This is a genomic window from Variovorax sp. IB41, from assembly GCF_016405905.1.
Lineage (GTDB): Bacteria > Pseudomonadota > Gammaproteobacteria > Burkholderiales > Burkholderiaceae_C > Variovorax.
On record NZ_JAEFCB010000001.1, the window covers coordinates 29,489 to 50,411 of the forward strand.

General features: G+C 69.0%; 20 protein-coding genes. 13 read left to right on the forward strand and 7 right to left on the reverse strand.

What is annotated here, in order from left to right:
* Positions 1–114: 114 nt before the first annotated feature.
* The 10 genes from JC881_RS00145 (at position 115) to JC881_RS00190 (ending at position 10,562) form a co-directional block, all read left to right on the forward strand.
* On the forward strand, positions 115–321 hold the full coding sequence (locus JC881_RS00145) for a hypothetical protein (RefSeq protein ID WP_021004014.1): 207 nt from the start codon (positions 115–117) through the stop codon (positions 319–321).
* 63 nt (positions 322–384) lie between these two features.
* Positions 385–804 (forward strand): hypothetical protein, encoded by a 420-nt coding sequence (locus JC881_RS00150; RefSeq protein ID WP_198783700.1) that lies wholly within the window; start codon positions 385–387, stop codon positions 802–804.
* Positions 805–811: 7 nt separating this feature from the next.
* Positions 812–1,642, forward strand: coding sequence for a type III secretion system inner membrane ring lipoprotein SctJ (gene sctJ, locus JC881_RS00155; protein WP_332875163.1), 831 nt, complete (start codon positions 812–814; stop codon positions 1,640–1,642).
* A gap of 6 nt (positions 1,643–1,648) precedes the next feature.
* A complete protein-coding gene (locus JC881_RS00160; protein ID WP_198783701.1) occupies positions 1,649–2,347 on the forward strand; it encodes a type III secretion system protein in 699 nt (232 codons plus the stop codon).
* Entirely contained in the window at positions 2,329–2,967 is a 639-nt protein-coding gene (gene sctL, locus JC881_RS00165; RefSeq protein WP_198783702.1) for a type III secretion system stator protein SctL, read from the forward strand. Before JC881_RS00160 ends, sctL begins: the two co-directional genes overlap by 19 nt.
* A gap of 62 nt (positions 2,968–3,029) precedes the next feature.
* A complete protein-coding gene (locus JC881_RS00170; RefSeq protein WP_198784846.1) occupies positions 3,030–4,310 on the forward strand; it encodes a FliI/YscN family ATPase in 1,281 nt (426 codons plus the stop codon).
* Positions 4,307–4,795 carry a serine kinase gene (locus tag JC881_RS00175; protein WP_198783703.1) on the forward strand — a complete coding sequence of 163 codons (489 nt, stop codon included), beginning with the start codon at positions 4,307–4,309 and terminating at the stop codon, positions 4,793–4,795. Before JC881_RS00170 ends, JC881_RS00175 begins: the two co-directional genes overlap by 4 nt.
* Before the next feature lie 25 nt (positions 4,796–4,820).
* Complete coding sequence (sctT, locus tag JC881_RS00180; RefSeq protein ID WP_198783704.1) at positions 4,821–5,603, forward strand: type III secretion system export apparatus subunit SctT; 783 nt, start codon at positions 4,821–4,823, stop codon at positions 5,601–5,603.
* A 4-nt stretch (positions 5,604–5,607) separates the two neighbouring features.
* On the forward strand, positions 5,608–6,639 hold the full coding sequence (locus JC881_RS00185) for an EscU/YscU/HrcU family type III secretion system export apparatus switch protein (protein ID WP_198783705.1): 1,032 nt from the start codon (positions 5,608–5,610) through the stop codon (positions 6,637–6,639).
* Between the two features lie 110 nt (positions 6,640–6,749).
* Positions 6,750–10,562, forward strand: a complete 3,813-nt coding sequence (locus JC881_RS00190; protein WP_198783706.1) for a hypothetical protein — start codon at positions 6,750–6,752, stop codon at positions 10,560–10,562.
* Between the two features lie 28 nt (positions 10,563–10,590).
* Here JC881_RS00190 and JC881_RS00195 read toward each other — a convergent pair whose 3' ends face one another.
* Entirely contained in the window at positions 10,591–11,391 is an 801-nt protein-coding gene (locus tag JC881_RS00195) for a helix-turn-helix domain-containing protein (RefSeq protein ID WP_233101464.1), read from the reverse strand.
* 382 nt (positions 11,392–11,773) lie between these two features.
* On the opposite strand from JC881_RS00195, the gene JC881_RS00200 reads away from it, so the two are divergent.
* The gene (locus JC881_RS00200) at positions 11,774–12,718 is read left to right on the forward strand and encodes a helix-turn-helix transcriptional regulator (protein WP_198783708.1); all 945 of its coding nucleotides are present in this window, start codon (positions 11,774–11,776) and stop codon (positions 12,716–12,718) included.
* Between the two features lie 9 nt (positions 12,719–12,727).
* On the opposite strand, the gene JC881_RS00205 is transcribed toward JC881_RS00200, so the two are convergent.
* Together JC881_RS00205 and JC881_RS00210 are read right to left on the reverse strand one after the other, a co-directional pair.
* Positions 12,728–13,252 carry a GNAT family N-acetyltransferase gene (locus JC881_RS00205; protein ID WP_198783709.1) on the reverse strand — a complete coding sequence of 175 codons (525 nt, stop codon included), beginning with the start codon at positions 13,250–13,252 and terminating at the stop codon, positions 12,728–12,730.
* A gap of 38 nt (positions 13,253–13,290) precedes the next feature.
* Positions 13,291–14,271, reverse strand: a complete 981-nt coding sequence (locus JC881_RS00210) for a GlxA family transcriptional regulator (RefSeq protein WP_198783710.1) — start codon at positions 14,269–14,271, stop codon at positions 13,291–13,293.
* A 102-nt stretch (positions 14,272–14,373) separates the two neighbouring features.
* Here JC881_RS00210 and JC881_RS00215 point away from each other — a divergent pair, with 102 nt between their 5' ends.
* Entirely contained in the window at positions 14,374–15,201 is an 828-nt protein-coding gene (locus JC881_RS00215) for a dienelactone hydrolase family protein (RefSeq protein ID WP_198783711.1), read from the forward strand.
* A 9-nt stretch (positions 15,202–15,210) separates the two neighbouring features.
* Here JC881_RS00215 and JC881_RS00220 read toward each other — a convergent pair whose 3' ends face one another.
* Positions 15,211–16,401 carry an MFS transporter gene (locus JC881_RS00220; protein ID WP_198783712.1) on the reverse strand — a complete coding sequence of 397 codons (1,191 nt, stop codon included), beginning with the start codon at positions 16,399–16,401 and terminating at the stop codon, positions 15,211–15,213.
* A gap of 90 nt (positions 16,402–16,491) precedes the next feature.
* On the opposite strand from JC881_RS00220, the gene JC881_RS00225 reads away from it, so the two are divergent.
* A complete protein-coding gene (locus JC881_RS00225; protein ID WP_198783713.1) occupies positions 16,492–17,454 on the forward strand; it encodes a LysR substrate-binding domain-containing protein in 963 nt (320 codons plus the stop codon).
* On the opposite strand, the gene JC881_RS00230 is transcribed toward JC881_RS00225, so the two are convergent.
* From JC881_RS00230 to JC881_RS00240, 3 genes are all read right to left on the reverse strand, one after another.
* Positions 17,403–18,164 carry a 2-keto-4-pentenoate hydratase gene (locus JC881_RS00230; protein WP_198783714.1) on the reverse strand — a complete coding sequence of 254 codons (762 nt, stop codon included), beginning with the start codon at positions 18,162–18,164 and terminating at the stop codon, positions 17,403–17,405. The two genes, JC881_RS00225 and JC881_RS00230, sit on opposite strands and share 52 nt — an antisense overlap.
* A gap of 301 nt (positions 18,165–18,465) precedes the next feature.
* Complete coding sequence (locus JC881_RS00235; RefSeq protein WP_198783715.1) at positions 18,466–19,443, reverse strand: Bug family tripartite tricarboxylate transporter substrate binding protein; 978 nt, start codon at positions 19,441–19,443, stop codon at positions 18,466–18,468.
* A gap of 115 nt (positions 19,444–19,558) precedes the next feature.
* Positions 19,559–20,803 (reverse strand): pyridoxal-phosphate-dependent aminotransferase family protein, encoded by a 1,245-nt coding sequence (locus JC881_RS00240; RefSeq protein WP_198783716.1) that lies wholly within the window; start codon positions 20,801–20,803, stop codon positions 19,559–19,561.
* Positions 20,804–20,923: the final 120 nt, after the last annotated feature.

The following is a 20,923-nucleotide window of genomic DNA, read 5'->3' on the forward strand; positions in this document are numbered from 1 at the left end:
CACCCCGGATTTCATGCGGCAACGCGTTCGCGCTGCTGCGTGGAATGGCTTCGTCCCGCCGGGACGGGGCGCTTTGAAACCTCGTGAATCTTTCAACTTGACCAGGAGATACCTATGGCAGGCGCAGTCGACAGCTCTATCCAGCAGATGAACCAGGCCGCGGCGGACAACGCCCGGCTGATGTCGGCCAGCATGGCCGCTTCCACCAGCATCCAGGGCGCGGCCTCCACCGCGCACACGGTCAACGGTGCAAGCGCCGCGGGCGGCGAGGTGGCCAAGTCCACCGGCAACGACATCCGCCAATCGGCCAAGTCCTCGTAAGCCAGGTCCGCGCGTTGCCATGCGGCGGCGCGCGGCCTTTTTTCCCCTGGAAGGAGGTGAACCATGACCGATCCCACCGCGCTGGCCGCAGCGGGCGCGCCGCCGGCCGAGGTGTCCGGGCCCGCCGCGCAGCAGCAGGCCACCACCACCACCGCCGCTCGCTTCGATCCGGGCGAGACCCGGATGTTCGCCAACATGATGCAGGGCGTGCAGGCGCCGCCTTCTTCGGTGGCCGCGCCCAGTGCGCTCGGCGATGCCGCCAAGGCGCTCGCGGCGCAGTTCTCGGGCAACGTGCGCTCCTACGAGGAAATGCGCCACAGCATGCTCGAGTCGATCGACATGTCCGACCCCATCAAGACCATGTTCGCGATGACCGACCACTCGATGGAAGCCCACATGATGTTCGCGAAGATGCACATCTCCACGGGCCTGGCGAGCGCCGCCACCAGCCTGTTCGGCACGCTGCTGAAAAACCAGCAATGAGGATGCCGTGAACCCTTTCTCGCGCTCCCTTTCCCTCATTCCGCGCCACAGCCACTGGCTCGCGGCGCTGGCCTTGCTGCTCGCGCTGGGCGGCTGCAAGGTCGGCCTCTATTCCAACCTCAACGAGCAGGAGGCCAACGAGATCGTCGCCGCGCTGTCCACCGAAGGCATCGACGCGGCCAAGAGCCGCGTGGAAGGCAACAACTGGCAGGTCGAGGTGGACGAGAGCCGCATGGGCGTGGCGCTGGACGTGCTGCGCGCCCAGGGCCTGCCCAACGAGCGCTTCGCCACCATGGGCGAGGTGTTCCAGAAGCAGGGCCTGGTGTCCACGCCCTCCGAGGAGCGCATGCGCTACATCTACGCCATCTCGCAGGAGCTGTCGCAGACGCTGCGGCATGTCGACGGCGTGGTGTCCGCGCGCGTGCACGTGGTGATTCCGGCCAACGACCCGTTGAGCGAGAAGATCCGGCCGTCGTCGGCGGCGGTGTTCATCAAGCACCGGCCCGACGTGGACATCCGTCTCCTGGCACCCGCCGTCAAGGACATGGTGGCGCACAGCATCGAGGGGCTCACGCACGACCAGGTGTCGCTGTCGCTGTTCGAGGCGCGCAGGCCGGCGGTTGCCGCGGCCGGTGTGCGCGGTGCAGGCGGTGCAGGTGGCGCGAGCGATGCACGCGGCCAGCCGATGGTGCTGGGCCTGTTCTCGGCCTCGACCGCGATGGTGCTGCTGGGCCTGCTCCTGCTGGCCGCCGTCTGCCTGATGGTGCTGCCTTCGCTGCTGCGGAAGGAAGGCCTTGACTGGCGCAGCTGGACGCGCCGCCAGGTGTTCAGGCGCTGACCCGCCATGCATCCACCGGCCATCGCCCCCGACATGCCGCAGGCCGCGCCCGGCCCGATGGACCTCGTGCGCCTGGTCATGCGCTTCAACCTGCACCCCGAGACCGACCTGCACCCCAGCTGGCTGCCCGCCAACTGGCCGGCCCGCCATCGCTCGCCCGCGCGGCTGGGGGAGGCCGGGCGGGCGGTGCTCGCCAACCAGCTGCGGCGCGGGCAGATGCCGGTGAGCGGCACCGGCGACTACAACTTCGACGCCCGCCTCAAGCGCGTGGCGCTGCTCGATGCCGCGGCGCTGCGCCGGCTCGCCGCCTACGTGGGCTTTTGCGTGCACCTGCCGCTCTTCAGGCTGCGCGGCGGTGCCGGCGTGCAGATCCGCCGGCAGGCGCGCCGCTTCGACGCCGACGCGGTCGACTTCGTGCTGGACCGCGTGCCGCAACTGACCGAGCTGCACATGGACAGCGCCGTGCTGCAGCAGCGGCCCATGGCCACCGGCCGCGTGGTGGTCGATCGCGGCCACCGCCTGCTGCTGGGGGCCGCCGCCGCCGAGGGCGACGCCGTGCTGCAGCGCCTTCGGCACAAGCTGCCGCGGCGCATCTCGAATCTCGGCGTGCCGCAACTGCAGCCGCGCCAGGCCCAGCAACTCAACGAGCTGATGCTCTCGTGCATCGTTCCCGAAAGACTGCCCCAATGGGATTGGCTTTTCTGATCACCACCGAGAACCTGCAGCTCCTGAGCGAGCGCAAGGTGCTCAAGGAAAACGAATACGCGGCGCTGCTCGATGCATCGGCCGTGGTCGAGACCGCGCGGCGCGAGGCGCGCCGCATCGTGCAGCAGTCCACGCAGGACGCCGAGGCCAGCCGCGCGCAGGGCTACGAAGAGGGCCTGCAGCGCGCCAAGGCCGAATACGCCACCCAGTTGGTGACCGACACCATGGCCGCCGAGCGGCAACTGCACGCCTTGCGCGCTTCCATGGCGCAGATCGTCGTCAAGGCCGTGGGCCAGTTCATCGCCGATGCGGACCCGGCCGCGCTCCTGGCGGCCGCGCTGCTGCGCGTGGACACGCTGATCCGCAACGAGCCCTTCATCACCGTGCGCGTGGCGCCGGCGCAGGAGGCCACCCTGCGCGAGGTGCTGGCGCGGCTGCGCGACGAAGCCAACTGGACCATGACCGTCGGCCTCGTGGCCGATGCGGCGCTGCCCGCCGGCGCCTGCGTGGTGCAGACGGCGTCCGGCGTGCTGGAGATCGGCGTCGATGCGCAGATGGAGGCCTTTCGCCGCGCGGTGGAGCGCAGCGGCATTGCCGACGCGCCGGGAGGCGGCCGGTGAACGCGGTGTCCGACGCGGCCCTCGGCATCGTCGCCGACCTGGAGCAAGCCTTCGGCCGCGTCATGCCGGTGGCGATGCGGGGGCGCGTGAGCAAGGCCGTCGGCATGCTGATCGACGCCACCGGCATCCAGGCGCACGTGGGCGAGCTGTGCGAACTGGTCACGCCGGGCGAGCCGCCTCTGCTGGCCGAGGTGGTGGGCTTTCGCGGCAACACGGCCATCCTCACGCCGCTCGGACCGATCACCGGCATCTCGGCGCTGACAGAGGTGGTGCCGACCGGGCGCGGCCATGTCTGCCCCGTCGGCGCTGGCCTGCTGGGCCGCGTGCTCGACGCGCTGGGCAATCCCATCGACGCGCTCGGCCCGCTCGCCGCACACACGCGTCTGGCCGTGCACCGCGAGCCGGTGAGCCCGCTCGCGCGCCGCATGATCGATGCGCCGATGACCACCGGCATCCGCGCGGTGGACACATTGCTCACCGTGGGCGAAGGCCAGCGCATCGGCGTGTTCGCGCCGCCCGGCGTGGGCAAGAGCACCTTGCTCGGCATGCTCGCGCGCGGCTCCACGGCCGAGGTGAACGTGATCGCGCTGATCGGCGAACGCGGGCGTGAGGTGAAGGAATTCATCGAGCACAACCTCGGCCCCGAAGGCCTGGCCAAGACGGTGATGGTGGTCTCCACCTCCGACCGGCCGCCGATGGAGCGCATCAAGTCGGCCTATGTGGCCACCACCATCGCAGAGCACTTTCGCGACCAGGGCAAGAAGGTGCTGCTGCTGGTCGATTCGCTCACGCGCTTTGCGCGCGCGCAGCGCGAGATCGGCCTCGCGAGCGGCGAGCCGCCCACGCGGCGGAGCTACCCGCCCTCGATCTTCTCGATGCTGCCGCAGTTGCTGGAGCGCGCGGGGCAGGGCAAGACCGGCTCGATCACCGCCGTGTACTCGGTGCTGACCGAAGGCGACGAAGAGAACGATCCGATCGCCGAGGAGGTGCGCTCCATCCTGGACGGCCACATCGTGCTGTCGCGCAAGATCGCGGCGGCCAACCGATACCCGGCCATCGATGTGCTCGCGAGCATCAGCCGCGTGATGCCGCTGGTGACCACGCGCGAGCACGGCGCGGCGGCTGCGCATTTCCGCAGCCTGCTGGCCAAGTACCAGGAGATGGAATTGCTGGTGCAGATCGGCGAGTACCGCCCCGGCAGCGATGCGCTGGCCGACGAGGCGATCCAGGCGCGGGCCGCGATGCTCGAATTCCTGTCGCAGCCCTCCGGCACCAGCCTGCTGTATGCGCAGTCGGTCGAGGCCCTTCGGTACTTCGGCGAGCGCACGGGGGCGGCACGATGAGCGGCATCGATTGGAAGCTGCTGGCCGGCGTGCGCGAGCGCCAGAAGACCGTCGCCATGGGCGTCGTCGCGCGCGACCGCTCGGCGGCCGAGCAGAGCCGGGCCGAGCTGCAGCAGGCCCAGGCATGGCAGCAGCAGCAGGTGCTGGACAAGGCGCGCCATTGGCAGGCGACCGCCGGTGCGCTGTCGGGCGGGCAGTGCAGCGTCGCGCAACTGCGGCATGCGGGCGCATGGAGCGGCGCGCTCGATGCGCGGATTGCACAGGCCGGCCACTTCGCGGCGCAGGCCGGGCAAGCTCATGCGCAGCGCGAGCAGACGCTCGATGCCAGCCGCCAGAAGCTGCGCGCCGCCAGCGGCGAGGTCGAGAAGGCGCAGCGGATGCAGCAGCGCGCGCGCGCCGAGGCGGTGCGCGTGCAGGAGCAGCGGCTCGACGAAGCGGCCGAGGAAACCGCGTCGCAGGCCTGGGCCGCGCGGCGTCCGGCCTAGGCACAGGAACAGGAAAAAGAGGGACATGGACTCTTCCATCGAACTGGCCAGCATCGAGCGCTTCTTCTCGTCGGTGGTGCTCACGCTGCCGCGGCTGTTCGCGATCTTCGCGGTGGTTCCCTTTCTCTCGGGCGGCATGATCACCGGCACCGTGCGCAACGGCCTCCTGCTGCTGCTGGCGCTCTTCATGTCGCCGGTGGCGGGCGACATGCCCATCGCCTCCATCGGCACCTGGGTGCTCATCGCCGGCAAGGAGGCCTTCATCGGCCTCATGCTGGGCCTGGGCTTCGGCATCTTCATCTGGGCGGTGCAGAGCGTGGGCGACCTGATCGACTTCCAGACGGGCTCGAGCAACGCGTCGTTCTTCGACCCCGTGGCGGGCCACGAGAACGGCCCCACGGGCGAATTCCTCGGCTGGATGGTGATCACGCTGTTCGTCTCGGCCGGCGGGCTGCTCGCGATGCTGGGCGTGATCGTCGACTCCTACCGGCTCTGGCCCGTGGCCTCGTTCTTTCCGAACCTGGGCCTGGTGATCGAGCAGTTCGCGATCCGCCAGGGCGACACGCTGTTCCTGTGGATCGTCAAGCTCGCCTCGCCGGTGGTGTTCGTGCTGCTGCTGGTCGAGCTGGGCATGGGCCTCATCAGCCGCGTGGCGCCGCAGCTGAACGTGTTCGTGTTCTCGCAGCCGCTCAAGAGCCTGCTGGCGCACCTGATGATGCTGTTGTTCGTCTTCTTCGTGTACGAGTCGCTGCAGGAGTTCTTGCGGCCCGAGAACGGCGTGCTCGACTTCCTGCGGGCCACGCTCTAGCGCCATGGCCGAGAAAAACCAGAAGCCCACGCCCAAGCGCCTGCGCGATGCGCGCAAGCGCGGCGAGGTGGTGTTCAGCAACGACGTGGCCTCGACCACCGTGTTCGCCGTGGTCGTGGTGTGCATGTGGCTGGGCGGCGGAACGCTCTACAGCCTGTTTCGCGAGCTGTGGCTGCATGCCACCAGCACCAGCCTGCTGAGCCGGCCCGACGACCGTTTCGGCGAGCTGCTGCTGCACACCGGCGAGACGCTGCTCTGGGGCACGCTGCCCATCATGGCCATCGCTGCGGTGGCCGGCATCGTCGGTTCGCTGGCCCAGGTGGGCGGCGTGGCCGCGTGGGAGCGCCTGAAGCCCGACGTGAGTCGCATGAACCCGGCCCAGGGGCTGCAGCGCATCTTCTCCACGCGCAATCTCATCAACCTGCTGAAGATGAGCGTGAAGACGGCGCTGCTCGCGGGCCTGATGTTCGTGGTGGTGCGCGGCTTCGTGGACACCTCGCTCAAGCTGGGCTACGCGAACCCGGCCGCCATCATGACCGCCTCGGCCCACATGGTGCTGGTGGCCTTCGGCTGGGCGGTGGTGATCTACGCGCTGATGGCGGCGGTGGACTATGCGCACGAGCACTTCGAGTTCATGAAGCAGCAGCGCATGTCCATCGACGACATCCGCCAGGAATACAAGGAAGTGGAGGGCGACCCGATCAACCAGTCGCGCCGCCGCTCCGCGCATTTCGAGGCGGTGTACGCGAGCCTGGGCGACTGCGTGCGCATGGCCTCGGCGGTGATCCATTCGGCGCGCACGGCCGTCGCCCTGCAGTACCTGGGCGAGACCGACCTGCCGCGCGTGATCGCGCGCGGCGAGGGCGAGGTCGCCGCGCAGATGCGGCGCTTTGCCGGCGAGGGCCTGGTGCCGATGGAGTTCGAGCCCTCGCTGGCCGAGCGCATCTATGCAGAGGTGCCGGTGGACCAGCCGATTCCGCGTTCGCTGTATGCGCCGGTGGCCCGGCTGCTTCGATGGGCGCAGGGCGATGCGTGAAGCCATGCGCGCCACACGCCGGCCGCTCAGCGCCGCCAACCGATTCGTGTGTCCCGGGAGCCAGTCCGCCGCGTGGGCGCGGGCTCTCCCCCTTCAAAGGAGTTCGAACCATGACAGCACCCGTTTCCGCAGGCCTTGCCACCCAGGGCCCCAATGACGCCGCCGCGCTGAGGGCGGCCGAAGACGCTGCGCGCCGCGCCGCCGAGGAAGCCCGGCGCCAGGCCGAAGAGGCGCGCCGCAAGGCGGAAGAAGCCCGCAAGGCCGCGGAGGCCGCCCGCAAGGCCGCCGAGGACGCGGCCGCCAAGGCCAAGGCCAGCAGCGAAAAGGCCGACCAGGACAATGCAAAGAAGCTGGAAGACACGGCCAAGACCAAGGAGCAGGAGGCGGCCAGGTTGCAGGCCAAGGCCGTGCTCAAGGAGAAGGAGCAGGCGCTCGCGGAGTCCAAGCTGGGGGACGCCAAGCAGGGCGCGACCGCGCCTTCGCAGACCACGCGCGATGCGCAGACGCAGGTCAAGCAGGCGCAGGCCTCCGTCGATTTCTACGACAAGCCGACCGAGCCGGTGATGACCCAGCCCATCGACGCCGGCGAGTTCGGGCAGGTGCGCCCCGGCGAGGGCCTGGAGCAGTTCGCGCGGCGCAGTGGCATGACGCGCGAGCAGATTCTTGCGCTCAACCCGCAGTTCGATCGCGCCACGGCCAACAGCAATCCCGGAACGCCGCCCGCCGCGGCCGGCAAGCGCGATCTCGATGGCCTGGAGGATAAGGAATGGTTGCGCGTGAAGCCCGACCTGCTGGAGGCGCCCGCCGTGCCCAAGCCGCCGGCACCGGCCCTGCCCACCGCCGCCGACGTGGGCACCACGCGCGTGGATGGCGTCACGTTGCACGAGGCCGCGATGGCCGGCCTGATGAAGCAGTACGCCGACGCGCCCGAAGGCTCCGACAAGCGCCGCTTCGCGATGCTCGTGCAGGCGCAGGGTGCGATCGACGGCGGCGTGAAGCTGAGTGACGAAAGCTACCGCAAGGACATGCCTTCCACGGTGGTCACCAACGGCCTGATCGACAAGGACAAGGTGGCCGCGGGCCTGAAGGAGCTGACCGAGAAGCCCGAGTTCACCAAGGAGTTCGCGGGCGACTACCAGAAGCAGTTCGACGCGCAGTTTCCCAAGTACTTTCCGAACGGCGCGGCGCCCGGCGCGAAGCGCGACGCGCTGTGGGCGGGGCTCACGCACGGCGAAGGCCATTCGTATCCGGCCTACGGCCAGGGCAACAGCACGCGCTCGCAGCCGCCGTACCTGGGCGGCTCCTTCTACACGCAGGGCAACGGCCTGCCGCTCACGAGCGCCGATCAGGTCCGGGGCAACACGCTGATCGCCAATGCGCAGATACCGGGCACATCTCCCCCGGTGCTGGTGCAGCCGCAGCCGCAGCCGCAGCCGCCGTTCATCCTGGACAAGGGCGGCCCCTGGCTGGCCAACGTGCAAAAGAGCGTGCCGGGCAGCCAGCCCGTGGTGGACCCGCTCACCAAGGACCTGAGCCTGGAGGTGCTCGCCCAGCTCAAGAAGGACGCCGGGCAGGGCGGCCAGATGCCCACGTTCGGCGGCCTGTACGCGTCGGGGCCGGACAACGTGTCGGTCAGCAAGCTGGATGCCCAGCTGGCGGCCAACCATCCGGATCTCACGCCGCAGCAGCGCGCCGACGTGATCGGGCAGGGCTACGAGCTGCTCGGCATTTCCGATCGCCAGGCCAAGCAGTACGCGGCCGCCGCTGCGCCCTACCTGGAAGTGCGCGACGTCAAGCTCGACCAGCGCGACCAGTACAACGCCACCTACACGCACAACCTGCCGCAGTACGTGGCGCTGCGCAAGGACGCGCCGCAGTCGGCAGTCGACGCGTGGAAGGCGCTGCAGAACACGACCGCGATGCGCGGCACGCTGGACACCAGCATCGGCTTTGCCTTGCCGCAGCAGGGCACGACCCCGGCCAAGCCCAATCCCGCGCTCGACATCCTGGGCAGCGACGACCTGAAGAAGGCGGTGGACGGCACGCTGGACGGCAAGTTCTCGCGCGAGTCGATCGCGCAGCAGTACGCCGGCTACATGGAATCGCCCGAGTACACGGCCTACCTGGATTCGCTCTCACCCGAGGCGCGCGACGCCGCCGTGCAGAAGGACCTGCTGAACATCCAGGCCTTCGATCCCGCGCTCGCGACCAAGGCCGCCGACAAGATCGGCAACCGCTTGTTCGAGCAGACCTATGGCGGCGTGCGGCCCAGCACCACCGACGACGACGCCGGCCAGGGCGCGACCTACGTGACCATCACGGCCATGCGCTGGTTCTTCCGCGGCACCGGGCAGGTGGTGGGCAACACCGCGGACAACTGGCGCGCGGCGGGCGAGCTTTTCAGGCTGATCAAGAAGGTCGATGCCCAGGGCGGGGACCCGGGCAACGTGCAGCAGGTCGAGAGCGAAATCAACCGGCAGCAGGGAGCGGGCGAGATCACCCCCGACGATGCGAAGTCGAAGCTGCAATTGCTGCGCACCATCAACGACAACGGCGGCTGGGCCAGCGCGGCCGGCATGATCAATCTCATCGTGGCGAACGACAAGCTGCACGATCCACAGTTCCTGCAGAAGCTCAAGAATGGCGACACGAACGCGTGGATGCAGACCCTCACCCACGTGGACATCGGCCTGTCCTACGGCGAGCACTACCTCAAGGTCGGCGCGGCGGCCGAGTCGAAGCTGTTCGGCACCTCGCACCTGTCCGATGCGGTGGGCCTGAAATACAAGGGCTCCTTCGGCCAGGTCATCAACCAGGCCAAGGCCTCGTTTCGCCCGACCATGGGCGAGATGAGCGATGCGCTCAAGGACGTGAACCTGGCCGACAAGGACGCGGTGCAGAAAGCCCTGACCGACAAGATGAACCCGCAGCGCACGCTGTTCAAGGGCATCGACTACGACAACGCGGGCATCGCCGAAAAGATCGCCGCCGGCGCGGCGGACCTGAAGCTGACCCCGGCGGAAATCGAGGCGCTGAAGGTCAACGGCGACGCGCGCCTGGGCTTTCTTTCCATGTCCACGGGCGAGCAGGCCAGCTCGCCGCTGGGCCAGTCGATCGCCAAGCAGTCGAGCGCGCTGGTCAATGTGGACATGTCGGATGCCAAGGCCGTGGCCAATGCGCTGCAGGGGGCCGGCTTCGGCGCGAAGGATGCCGACTTCATCGGCCAGCGCATCGCCGACACGCACACCTCCGGAACGGCCCGCGCGGGCACCCGCTTCGAGGCCTACGGCAAGCTGCTCAACGAAACCTACGTGCGTGCGCCCACCAGCTACCCGGCGGGCCTTGCGGCCGCGGGCAAGGCGACCGACGCCGCGGTGCTCGGCCGCTTCGCCGTCGCGCCCGATGCCGCCACCGCGGCCACCGATGGCGCACGCGCGCTGCGCTATGCGGCCTTGCCGCTCAAGGGCGCCATCGCGGCGCTGGACGTCGCGGCCGGCCCGCTGGCCGCGTACTTCGGCATCTCGCACATCAAGGAAGGCCTCGAGCAGGGCAACAACGGCTACGTGGCGGCCGGTTCGGTGGAGCTGCTGGGCGCGGCCTCGGTCACGCTGGGCGGCCTGGCCGAATTCGGGCTGCTGGGCAGCGCCGCGGCCGGACCGTTCTTCATCGTCGGGCTGGGCCTCACGATCACGGGCTTCGTGATCTACGAGATCGCGAAGCCCTCGGAGATCGAGACCAACACCAAGTCGCTGCAGGACTACTTCAGGAACATGGAAGACGCCGGTCCCGGCGTGCTGGGCGGCGACTGGGAGAAGCAGGTCAAGGAATGGTCCGATGCGAACCAGACGGGCAGCCCCGTCATCCTTGCGCCGGGGCCTTTCGACGGGCAGCGGCGCGAGCCGGCTTCATCGGGCGTGGCCTGACGGGCGTCGGCGCAGGGCCGTGGCAAGCCTAGCCGACGATGCCGTTCCTGGCCGAGGGCGGCTGCAGCGCATCGAGCGCGGCGAGCCTGCGGTAGTCGCCCGGCAGCACGGCATAGGTGCCGAGAAAGGTCTTGTGCAGGTGGCTCTGGTCGGCGAAGCCCGCCGCGTGCGCCGCGTAGGTCACGCGTGCGCCGCCGGCGATCAGATCGCGTGCGTACTCGATGCGATGGCCCACCAGCATCTCGTGCGGCGTGAAGCCCCATGCGGCCCGGAACCGCCGGTGCGCATGCACCGGATGCCAGCCGATCGCGTCGGCCAGGCTGTCCAGCGTCATGCGCTGGTGAAAGCCCGACGCGATGAGCTCGTAGAGCCGGTTCAGGCGCTCGTCGCCGACGTCGGGGGCGGCTGGCGCGGCTGGCGCCAGCGCCGGAATCCATTGCGCCAGGCGCCGGCGCAACAGCGCGCGGCCCGCGGCGATGTCCTCCTGGTTGCCGGTGCTCGTGGGTTCGTAGAGCAGCCGGTGGCACTCGAGAAACTCGAGCCCGGCGGCCGCGTCGAGGAACACCGCGACGCCCGTGTCCTCCTTGTCGTCCACGCGCGCGATCCGTGTGCCGTCGATCAGCGGGCTGATGCAGCGGGCCACGTCGAAGCTGCAGTACAGCGCGTCCTCGCGCCATGGCGCCGTGCGCGCCTGCACCGAATGCCAGACCTGCGGCGCGATGCGCAGCAGCGTGCCCGGCGGCACGACGGTGACGCGGCTGCCGGTCTGCACGCGCAGCTCGACATCGGACACCGAGAGCGTGAAGCCCACGTGCCGGTGAGGCCGCATCTCGCGGTGCAGGAGGCGGTTGGCAGTGAATTGAAGACCTGTGAGGTCAACGTCTCGCCAATAGCGGGAGGCAAGGAGGTCCATCGAAAGACGGGTTGAACAGACTTCGGGTGTAAGGGCCTTGTGGTGCAAGCAGCATGCCAGCGCCACCCGCCTGTGTGAAGGTTCGATCCTGCATGACCTGATGACCTGCGCGCATGGTTCAGGCGAAGGTATTCAATTGCCCTGAGAGGTGGGACCTATGGCTTCGCCGTGCCTGCGCACGGCGGGCCCGAATGCGCGCGAAGCTAAGAATCTACAAGGCGCCACGGTTGCGCTTTGGTAATTTGCCTGCAGGCCTGCAGCACCGACCGGCGCATGCGGCACACCTACCGGGCACTCCATGATTCTGTCCACCATGTTGCAACGCGTCGCGGCGGCTTCGCTGTCCAAGACCGACGATTCCGAACTCACCCCGTCGCCGTGCGCGGGCACCGAGCTACCGCCCGGTTGTCCGGCGCCGCAGTTCTATTCCGAGGAGCATCTCTATCTGCCGCCGGGCGTCGACCGCCATGCCGGCGGCGTGCCGAGCATCGTCGGCGACCTGCTGGAAGCACCCAGCACCGAAGCCCGCGCGGAGCTGGTGCGCGGCATGCTCCACACGCTGGACTTCGATTGGCTGGGCTACGGGGCGGTGGCATACATGCGCGGCCGCTGGTGGCCGCTGAGCTTCTTCACCGCCTACGCGAACCCCGAATGGACCCGGCGCTACTTCGCGCAAAACTACTGCGGCGTGGACCTGCGCCAGCAGGGCGTGCCCGCGTCGAGCCTTCCGCTGGCGTGGGACGTCGCGCAGCTCGAAGCCCTGGCGGCGCAAGCCCCCGAAGACCCGAGCGGCCTGCGGCGGCGTTTCCTCGCCGACCTGCATGCCAGCGACATCCGCAGCGGCCTCCTGTTCCGCCTGGCCTCGCCCACGCATGTGAACCAGCACACGGTGATCAGCCTGCTGTCGCGCAGGGCCGGAAGCCACTGGATCACCGACAGCGTGATCGGGCAGGCATTGATCCTGGGCCTGAGCGTGCACGAATACGTGTCGCGGCACACGCGCATCGTCGGCGCGGCAGGCACGGGGCGCATCGAGATATCGGCCACACAGCAAGACATCCTCCAGCACCTGCTGCAGGGCCGCAGCGACAAGGAGATTGCCAACCGGCTCGACCTGTCGGCGCACACGGTGGACTACCACATGCGCCAGCTGCGGCGCCGCTTCGCCGCGCGCAACCGGGTGCAGCTCGTGAATGCGGTGCAGCAGGGCGACAGCGACTTCGGCGTGCTGGGCGAGCTGTAGCAATCCCGCTCAGGCAGTGCCGGCGCGCGGCAGCGCCAGGACATGGTTCCTGTGCCTGCCTTCGCCGAGGACGAAATCGGTGCTGCCGCGAATCACGAAGCCGTGCTTTTCGTAGAAGCGGCAGGCGCGCAGGTTTTGCACGTTGACCAGCAGCCACAGCCCATCGTTGCCGGCGCGTGCCGCCTGCAGCAGCGCGGACCCCACGCCGCACCGCGTGAACGGCTCCTGCACGTACAGCGTGCAGAGTTCGGAATCGGCTTCAAGCACCAAGGGCTGCGGCGCGCCGGAGCGCACCAGTGCATAGCCGGCGAGGCGTTCGTCCACCTCGGCAACGTGCAGTGAAACACCGGGCGCATCCAGCAGCGCGAGGAATTTTTCGGGCGTGAACTCCGACAGCACATAGCGCGCGAACAGGTCGCTTACGCCTTCGGTATAGGTGGCGAGCCAGACCTGGATCGACAAGGCGGCGAGGGCGTGCGCGTCGGCCGCGCGCGCGGGCCGGATGGCGATGGGCATGTTGGTCATGTTGGTCATGGCGACCCGGATTCTTCCAGAACGAAGGCAACCCGAATCTAGGCCGCTTGCAGGTTCATGCGGAACTTGCTCGGCGTGGCACCCGCTGCCTTGCGCATGAGCCGCCTCAAGGCTGTCGCGTCTTCGTAGCCGACTTGCGCGGCCACCTGGTCGATCGTCATCCGGCTCGTCTCGATCAGCATCCGCGCCCGCGACAGCCGCACGCTCTGCACGAGCGCGAGCGGACCGAGGCCCGTCGCGGCGCGCACGTGGCGCGCCAGCGTGCGCTGCGACATCGCGAACTCGTCGGCCAGGGCTGCCACGCTCGGTGGACGAGGCAGCGACGCCTCGATACGCTGCGTGAGCCGCCGGATCAGCTCGCTGCCGTTGGCCATCATCGAGGGCACGACGAACGGCGCCTGCGCCTCGCGGCCGTCGATCAGCAGCACCTTGCCCACGGCATCGGCCAGCGGCGCGCCGAAGCGCGTGCGCAGCAGGTGGAGCATGAGGTCCGACTGGGCGAACGCAGCGCCGGCCGTGCTGACAGGGCCATCTGCGCAGACCATGCGGTGGGCATCGACGTTGCAGCGCGGCTCGATGCGCCGCAGCTCCGGCGCGAGCCACCAGGTGGTGGTGGCGCGCCGGTCTTGCAGCACGCCGGCGGCCTGCAACAGGAACACGGCGGAGCACGACGCGGCCACGGCGCCGCCGCGCGCGGCATGGCGCCGCACCGCGGCGATGGCGCGGGTGGCGCAGTCGTCGGCCAGGCGGACTGCGAGGTCCGCGGGGCGGTCCACGCCGAGGCCCGGGACGATCCATGTCGAGGCGTCGGCGCGCGAGCGGACGGGGATCGCTGCGGTCTCGATCTGCAGGCCGCTGCTGAGCGGCACGAAGCCGCCGTCGGGCGACACCACGCGCCATGTCGGCCGGGGCATCTTCAACGCAGGTGCCAGACCGGCCGCGGCCTCCAGCACGTCCAGGGTGATCGAGACGCTGGTGGCGAAGGCTTTGGGGAGCACGAGGACGGTGAAATCTCGCATGGCTGAAACCGCTTGATAAACGTCTAAATGGACACTGTCAGTCTAGCGCTTCGCCGCGTGTAATTGCCGCTCCGATCCACATGAAGCCCTGCAGGAGCCCCGATGCCGACGACACGCAACCTGAACGAAACCGACCCGCTCGACGACTTCGAGCGCCGCGAGATCACGCTGGACGACGCCACGAAGAAGGTCTACATCGCCGGCGCCGGGCCGGCGGTGATCGTCATGACCGAGATGCCGGGCATCAGCCCGCATGTCGCGCGCTTCGCCCGTTGGGTGCGCGATGCGGGGTTCACCGTGTACATGCCGTCGCTGTTCGGGCGCGACGGCGCGGTGGCGGATGCGGAGGAGGGCAAGGCCGTGTTCCAGCATGCGTGCGTGAGCGCCGAGTTCCGCGCGTTCGCGGGCAACAGGTCCAGCCCGGTGACGCAGTGGCTGCGCGCGCTCGCGCGGCTGGCGCACAAGGAGTGCGGCGGACCGGGCGTCGGCGCCATCGGCATGTGCTTCACCGGCAACTTCGCGCTCACGATGATGCTGGAGCCTTCGGTGCTCGCGCCGGTGCTGTCGCAGCCGGCATTGCCGCTGGACAACCCGGCCGGCATCGAGATCTCGCCGGAGGAAATCGCCGCGGTGAAGCAGCGCCTCGATCGCGAGGACCTGACCGTCATGGCCTACCGCTTCGAAGGCGACAAGTTCTGCACCGCGCAGCGCTTTGCCGCTTACGCCGAAGCGCTGGGCACCCGTTTCGTCGCGCGGGTGCTGCCCGACAGCGCGGCCAACCAGCAGTCGCTGCCTTCGTTCTTCGAGCAGGTGGTCGCGAGCCCGCACAGCGTGGTGACGGCCCACCTCATCGACGAGGCGGGCCAGCCGACGATCGCGGCGCGCGACGAGATCCTTTCGTTCTTCGCGCGCCGGTTGATCTCGAAATAGCTGAAGTGGTCAGGCCTGCGCCGAAGCGCAATCGGCCACGGGGCGGCCGGCTTCACGCCGGTCGAGCGAGCGGCTCCAGAGCGCGATCGCCAGGCCCACGAGCGTGAGCAGCGCGGCCACCCAGCCGAGGGCACGCAGGCCCGGGCCGTGGTCGATCACCACGCCGCCGACCCACGCGCCGAGCGCGTTGCCGAGGTTGAAGGCCGCGATGTTGAGGCTCGACGCGAGGTTCTGGCCGGCGCCCGAAGCCTTCTCCAGCACCCGCAACTGCATCGGCGCCACGGTGGCGAACGAGGCCACGCCCAGCAGCCCGACGAAGACCACCGCGGTGAACGGCGTGCCGATGGTGAACTGCATCGCGCCGAGCACTACCGCGAGCGCCACCAGCGTGCCGAGCACCGCAGCCATCGGCGCGCGATCAGCCAGCTTGCCGCCCAGGATGTTGCCGACCGCGAGGCCGCCGCCGAACACCAGCAGGATCGGCGATACCGCCGACTCCGAGAGCCCGGTGACCTGCGTGAGCAGCGGCTGGATGTAGGTGAACACCACGAACACGCCGGCAAAGCCCAGCACCGTCATCGCCAGGCCCAGCAGCACCTGCGGGCGGGCCAGCACGGCGAGTTCTTCGCGCAGCGGCGCGGGCTTGGCTTCGCCCTTCACGCGCGGCACGAACACGGCAAGCACCACGAGGGCCAGCACGCCGATCAGCGTCACGGCCCAGAAGGCCGAGCGCCAGCCGAACTGCAGGCCCAGCCACGCACCGGCCGGCACGCCGAGCAGCGTGGCGGCGGTGAGGCCCGTGAACATGATCGCGATGGCCGAGGCGCGGCGCTCGGGTGCGACGAGGCCGGTGGCCACGACCGAGCCGACGCCGAAGAAGGTGCCGTGCGCGAGCGAGGTGACCACCCGCGCGGCCATCAGCATCTCGTAGTTGGGCGCCAGCGCGCAGGCCAGGTTGCCGAGCGTGAAGATCGCCATCAGCGCGAGCAGCACCGTCTTGCGCGGCAGCTTGCGCGTGGCGATGGTGAGCACGGGCGCGCCGACCGCGACGCCGAGCGCGTAGCCCGAGATCAGGAGGCCGGCCATCGTGATGGAGACATGAAGGTCCGTCGACACCTGCATCAGCAGGCCCATGATGACGAACTCGGTGGTGCCGATCCCGAAGGCACCGGCGGTGAGGGCGAGTAGAGCGATTGGCATGATGACCTGTACTGTGAAGGCATTCCGGGTCTGTGACTAGAATGCCGCCGCTACACGCACTTGTGAACTGAAGTCACAGAAAAGGACCGCATGCCACGCCTCGACGTCAACCGCTCCGGTGAAATGGAAGCCTTCGTGCAGGTGGTCGAATCCGGCGGTTTCTCCGCGGCGGCGCGCCTTTTGGACATGACGCCCTCGGCCATCAGCAAGCTGGTGGCGCGGCTCGAACTGCGGCTGGGCATCCAGCTCGTGCACCGCTCCACCCGCAAGCTGCAGCTCACGCCCGAAGGGCTGCATTTCTACGAGCGCAGCACCCGCGTGCTGGCCGACATGGACGAGGCCGAGCGCTGCGCCGCCGCCGGCGCGGCGCCGCGCGGGCGGGTGAGCATCAACGCGAGCGTCTCGTTCGGGCATCACAAGCTGGTGCCATTGGTGCCGCGCCTCCTGGAGATGCATCCGGAGATCACGCTGGACATCGCGCTCACCGACCGCATCGTCGACCTGATGGACGAGCGCGCGGACATCGCGATCCGCTGGGGCCAGTTGCCGTCGTCCGACCTGGTGGCGCGGCGCCTGGGCGAAACGAGCCAGGCCATCGTGGCCTCGCCCGCCTACCTGAAGAAATACGGCACACCGCACACGCCGCAAGAGCTGGAGGCGCACAACCGGCTCGGCTGGAGCTACCGGCGCAACACGCCCGACTGGCCGCTGCGCGTCGATGGCCGGATGGTCGCGATCCCGGTGGCGGGCCCGGTGCGCGCGGGCGATGGCGAGACGCTGCGGCAACTGGCCATTGCGGGGGCGGGCGTGGCGCGGCTGTCGCTGTATCACATCCAGCACGACATTGACGCGGGGCGGCTGGTACCGCTGCTGGAGGAGTTCAACCCGGGCGAGGCCGAGCCGATCCACGCGGTCTACATCGGCAAGGCCGGCACGCTGCCCACGCGGGTGAGGGCTGTGCTCGACTTTCTGGTGGCCTGCTCGGGCGTGGGCGACGGGCGCTACACGCGCAAGCGGACCGCGCCGATGCCGGGGAATTCGGCCGTCACCTGATCGCCGCGGCGGCAGGGCAGCACGCCGACCCACGAGCCGGTGGTGACGACCGTGCCGGCGCGCGCGGTCTGGCCATGGCGCGTGATGTGGCGCAGCCAGATCGGCAGCAGCCACGCTGGATCGGCCAGCGGATGGGTGCCTTCGCGCACGACGACTTCGGCGCCGCCGATGCGGGTTTCGCAGCGCTGCGAGGCCCAATCGACAGCGGCATAGGGTTGCCATTCGCCGAGCACGAGTGCGCCATGAACTTGCGAATCGGCCAGGCGAAGCAAAGCGGGCGCGGAGGCGAGGTCTTGCCAGCGCGAATCGACGATCTCGATGGAGACGGCCATCGCGTCGATGAGCGAAGCCGCGTTGTCGTGGTCGAGTTTTGAGGCCTGTTCGGGTGTCACGTCCTGGCCGAGCCGCAGCGCGATTTCGGATTCGATGCCGGGCGTGTGGAACACGAGGTCATCGAAATTGGCCGGGCTCTGGCGCACGCCGGCCGGTGGCAGCGGCGCATGCGTGAGCGTCACGCTGCGCGAGCCACCGCCCGATTTCCAGTGGCTGGGCACCGCGCCGTCGTCGCCGAACCAGTCGAGCGCGGCGGCCACTGCGTCCTGCACTTCGTAGGCCTGGGCGGCGTCTTGCAGCGCATCGGTCCAGGGGGCGGCGTCGAGGGTGCGGTTGCTGCGGCGTGCGGCGATCAACGCGTCGGCGAGGGCGGTCATTTGTGGGTTCATCTTTGGATTTTGTCAGTTGCTCTGTTCAGGGCGGGTGCGAAGGCCACCGGGTACTCCCCTCCGCGAATGTCCCCCGGCTTCGCCTCCTCCTTGATTTCGCTGCGGGGAGCACCCGATGCCCTTCGCACGTGGACGCGCTGCTGGCATATCGCTGATCAACGACCGCTCTGGAAACGAGCGCGCCGATGGGGTGCCTTGCGCAGCGAAATCAAGGAGGAGGGCGAAGCCCGGGGGACATTCGCTTCGCCGTGTACCCCGTCGGCGTGATCGTCGCCCCGAAACAGAGACCTCAGGTCTCCACGTGCACGTTGCCGTCCTTGACGACCTTCGCCCACTTGGCGATTTCGGTGCTGATGAACTGCTTGAACTTGTCCTGCGACCCGCCGCCGTCTTCGGCGCCATAGGTGTCCATGCGCTCCTGCACATCGGGCATCGCGAGCACGGTGTTCACGTCGCGATTCACCTTCTGCGCGATCGCCGGCGGCAGCTTGCCCGGGCCGACAAGGCCGTACCAGGTGGTGGCCTCGAAGCCTGCGAAACCTTGCTCCTGCATCGTCGGCACGTTGGGGTGGCCCTTGGCGCGCTTGGTGCGCGTCTGGGCGACTGCGATCACGCGGCCGTTCTTCACGTGCGGCGTGGCAGCCGTCATCGTCTCGAAGCTGTACTGGATCTGCCCGCCCATCAGGTCCGCGAGCAGCGGGCCGCTGCCCTTGTACGGCACGTGCAGCGCATCGACGCCGCCCTGCAGCTTGAACATCTCCAGCGCCAGGTGCTGCGCGGAGCCCGCGCCGGCCGAGCCGAAGCTCACCGTGCCGGGCGCGGCCTTGCAGGCAGCGACGATGTCTTTCACGCTCAGCGCCTTCTGACCCGGGTTCGCGATCAGCAGGTTGGGCGTGACGCCCACGAGCACGATCGGCACGAAGTCGCGCTCCACGTTGTAGCGCAGCTTGGGCTGCAGGCTCGGCGCGAGCGCGTGGCTGTTGATGTGCGCCATCAGCAGCGTGCTGCCGTCGCTGGGCTGCTGGGCCACGTAGTCGGCCGCGAGCACGCCGGCGACGCCGCCCTTGTTCTCGACGATGACCTGCTGGCCCCACATGATCGTGAGCTTCTGCGCGACCACGCGCGCGAGCGCATCGGTGCCGCCGCCCGGTGGGAAACCCACCACGATGCGCACGGGCCCCGTGGGCCACTCCTGCGCGAAGAGCCGGGGCACGCCCAGCGTGGCGGCCGCGGCGCCGGCGGCTTGAATGAGGGAACGTCTTTGCATCATCTTTGTCTCCGTGGTGTTGGGGGTCCGATGCGTGCCGGCTTGGGAAGACCGGCAAGGTGAAAGGCCGCCGCGTCGTTCAAGCGACGCGTTGCGGCCGGTGTGTGCTGCAGGCCTACGCGGCTTTCTGCAAGCCCACGGGCGCTGCCGCGTGGTTGGCGAAATGGTCCATCGCCGCCTGCACGCCGCTGCCCGCGAGCTTGATGCCCGAGAGCTTCATGCCCATCTCGACGCCCGCGACCATCGCTACGAGGGTCAGGTCGTTGCTGTCGCCCAGATGGCCCATGCGGAACATGCGGCCCTTGAGCTTGCCCAGGCCCGTGCCGAGCGAGAGGTCGAAGCGCTGGTGGATCAGGCGGCGCAGCGCATCGGCATCGACGCCCTCGGGCGTGATCACGCCGGTGAGAACGGGCGAGTAGACGGCCGGGTCCGCGCACTGGATCGGCAGGCCCCAGGCGTTGACCGCGGCGCGCACGCCGGCGCCCCAGCGCTGGTGGCGCGCGAACACGTTGTCCAGGCCTTCGCCGAGGATCATGTCGAGCGATTCCGAGAGGCCATACAGCAGGTTGGTGTTGGGCGTGTAGGGCCAGTAGCCATCCTTGTTCATCTCGACGATCTCGTCCCAGGCCCAGAAGGCGCGCGGGAGCTTGGCGGTCTTCGAGACCTCGAGCGCGCGCGGAGAGAGCGCATTGAAGCTGATGCCCGGCGGCAGCATCAGGCCCTTCTGCGAGCCGCTGATGGTCACGTCCACGCCCCATTCGTCGTGCCGGAAATCGGCGCTCGCGAGGCCCGAGATGCTGTCCACCATCAGGAGGGCGGGGTGGCCGGCCGCGTCGATGGCCTTGCGCACCGCGGCGATGTCGGAGGTGACGCCGGTGGAGGTTTCGTTGTGCACGACGCACACGGCCTTGATCTTCTTCTCGGTGTCCTTGCGAAGGCGCGCCTCGATGAGCTCGGCCTGCACGCCGCGGCGCCAGCCCGGCGCATTCGGCAGGTGCTCGTCGGTGCCCGAGAGCGCGAGGAATTCGGTGGAGAGGCCCAGGCGCGTGGCCATCTTCTGCCAGAGCGAGGCGAAGTGGCCCGTCTCGTACATGAGCACGTGATCGCCCGGGCTCAGCGTGTTGGCGAGCGCGGCCTCCCAGGCGCCGGTGCCCGAGGCGGGATAGATGGCGACCGGGTGCTTCGTCTTGAAGATCTGCTGGATGCCGCCGAGCACCTTCAAACCGAGCGTGCCGAACTCGGGCCCGCGGTGGTCGATGGTGGGAAGGCTCATGGCCCGCAGGATGCGGTCGGGCACGGGGCTGGGCCCGGGAATCTGGAGGAAATGGCGGCCGGTGGGATGGATGTCGAGTTGCAGCATGGACTGTCCTTTCGCTTTCAGTTTTGCATTCAAAATGCTTTTTTGTTTGATGGTTTACCCTTAATCGATAGGGTTGTGGTGCCTATTTTTTGCATTCAAAATACATTCAAAGGGAAAACC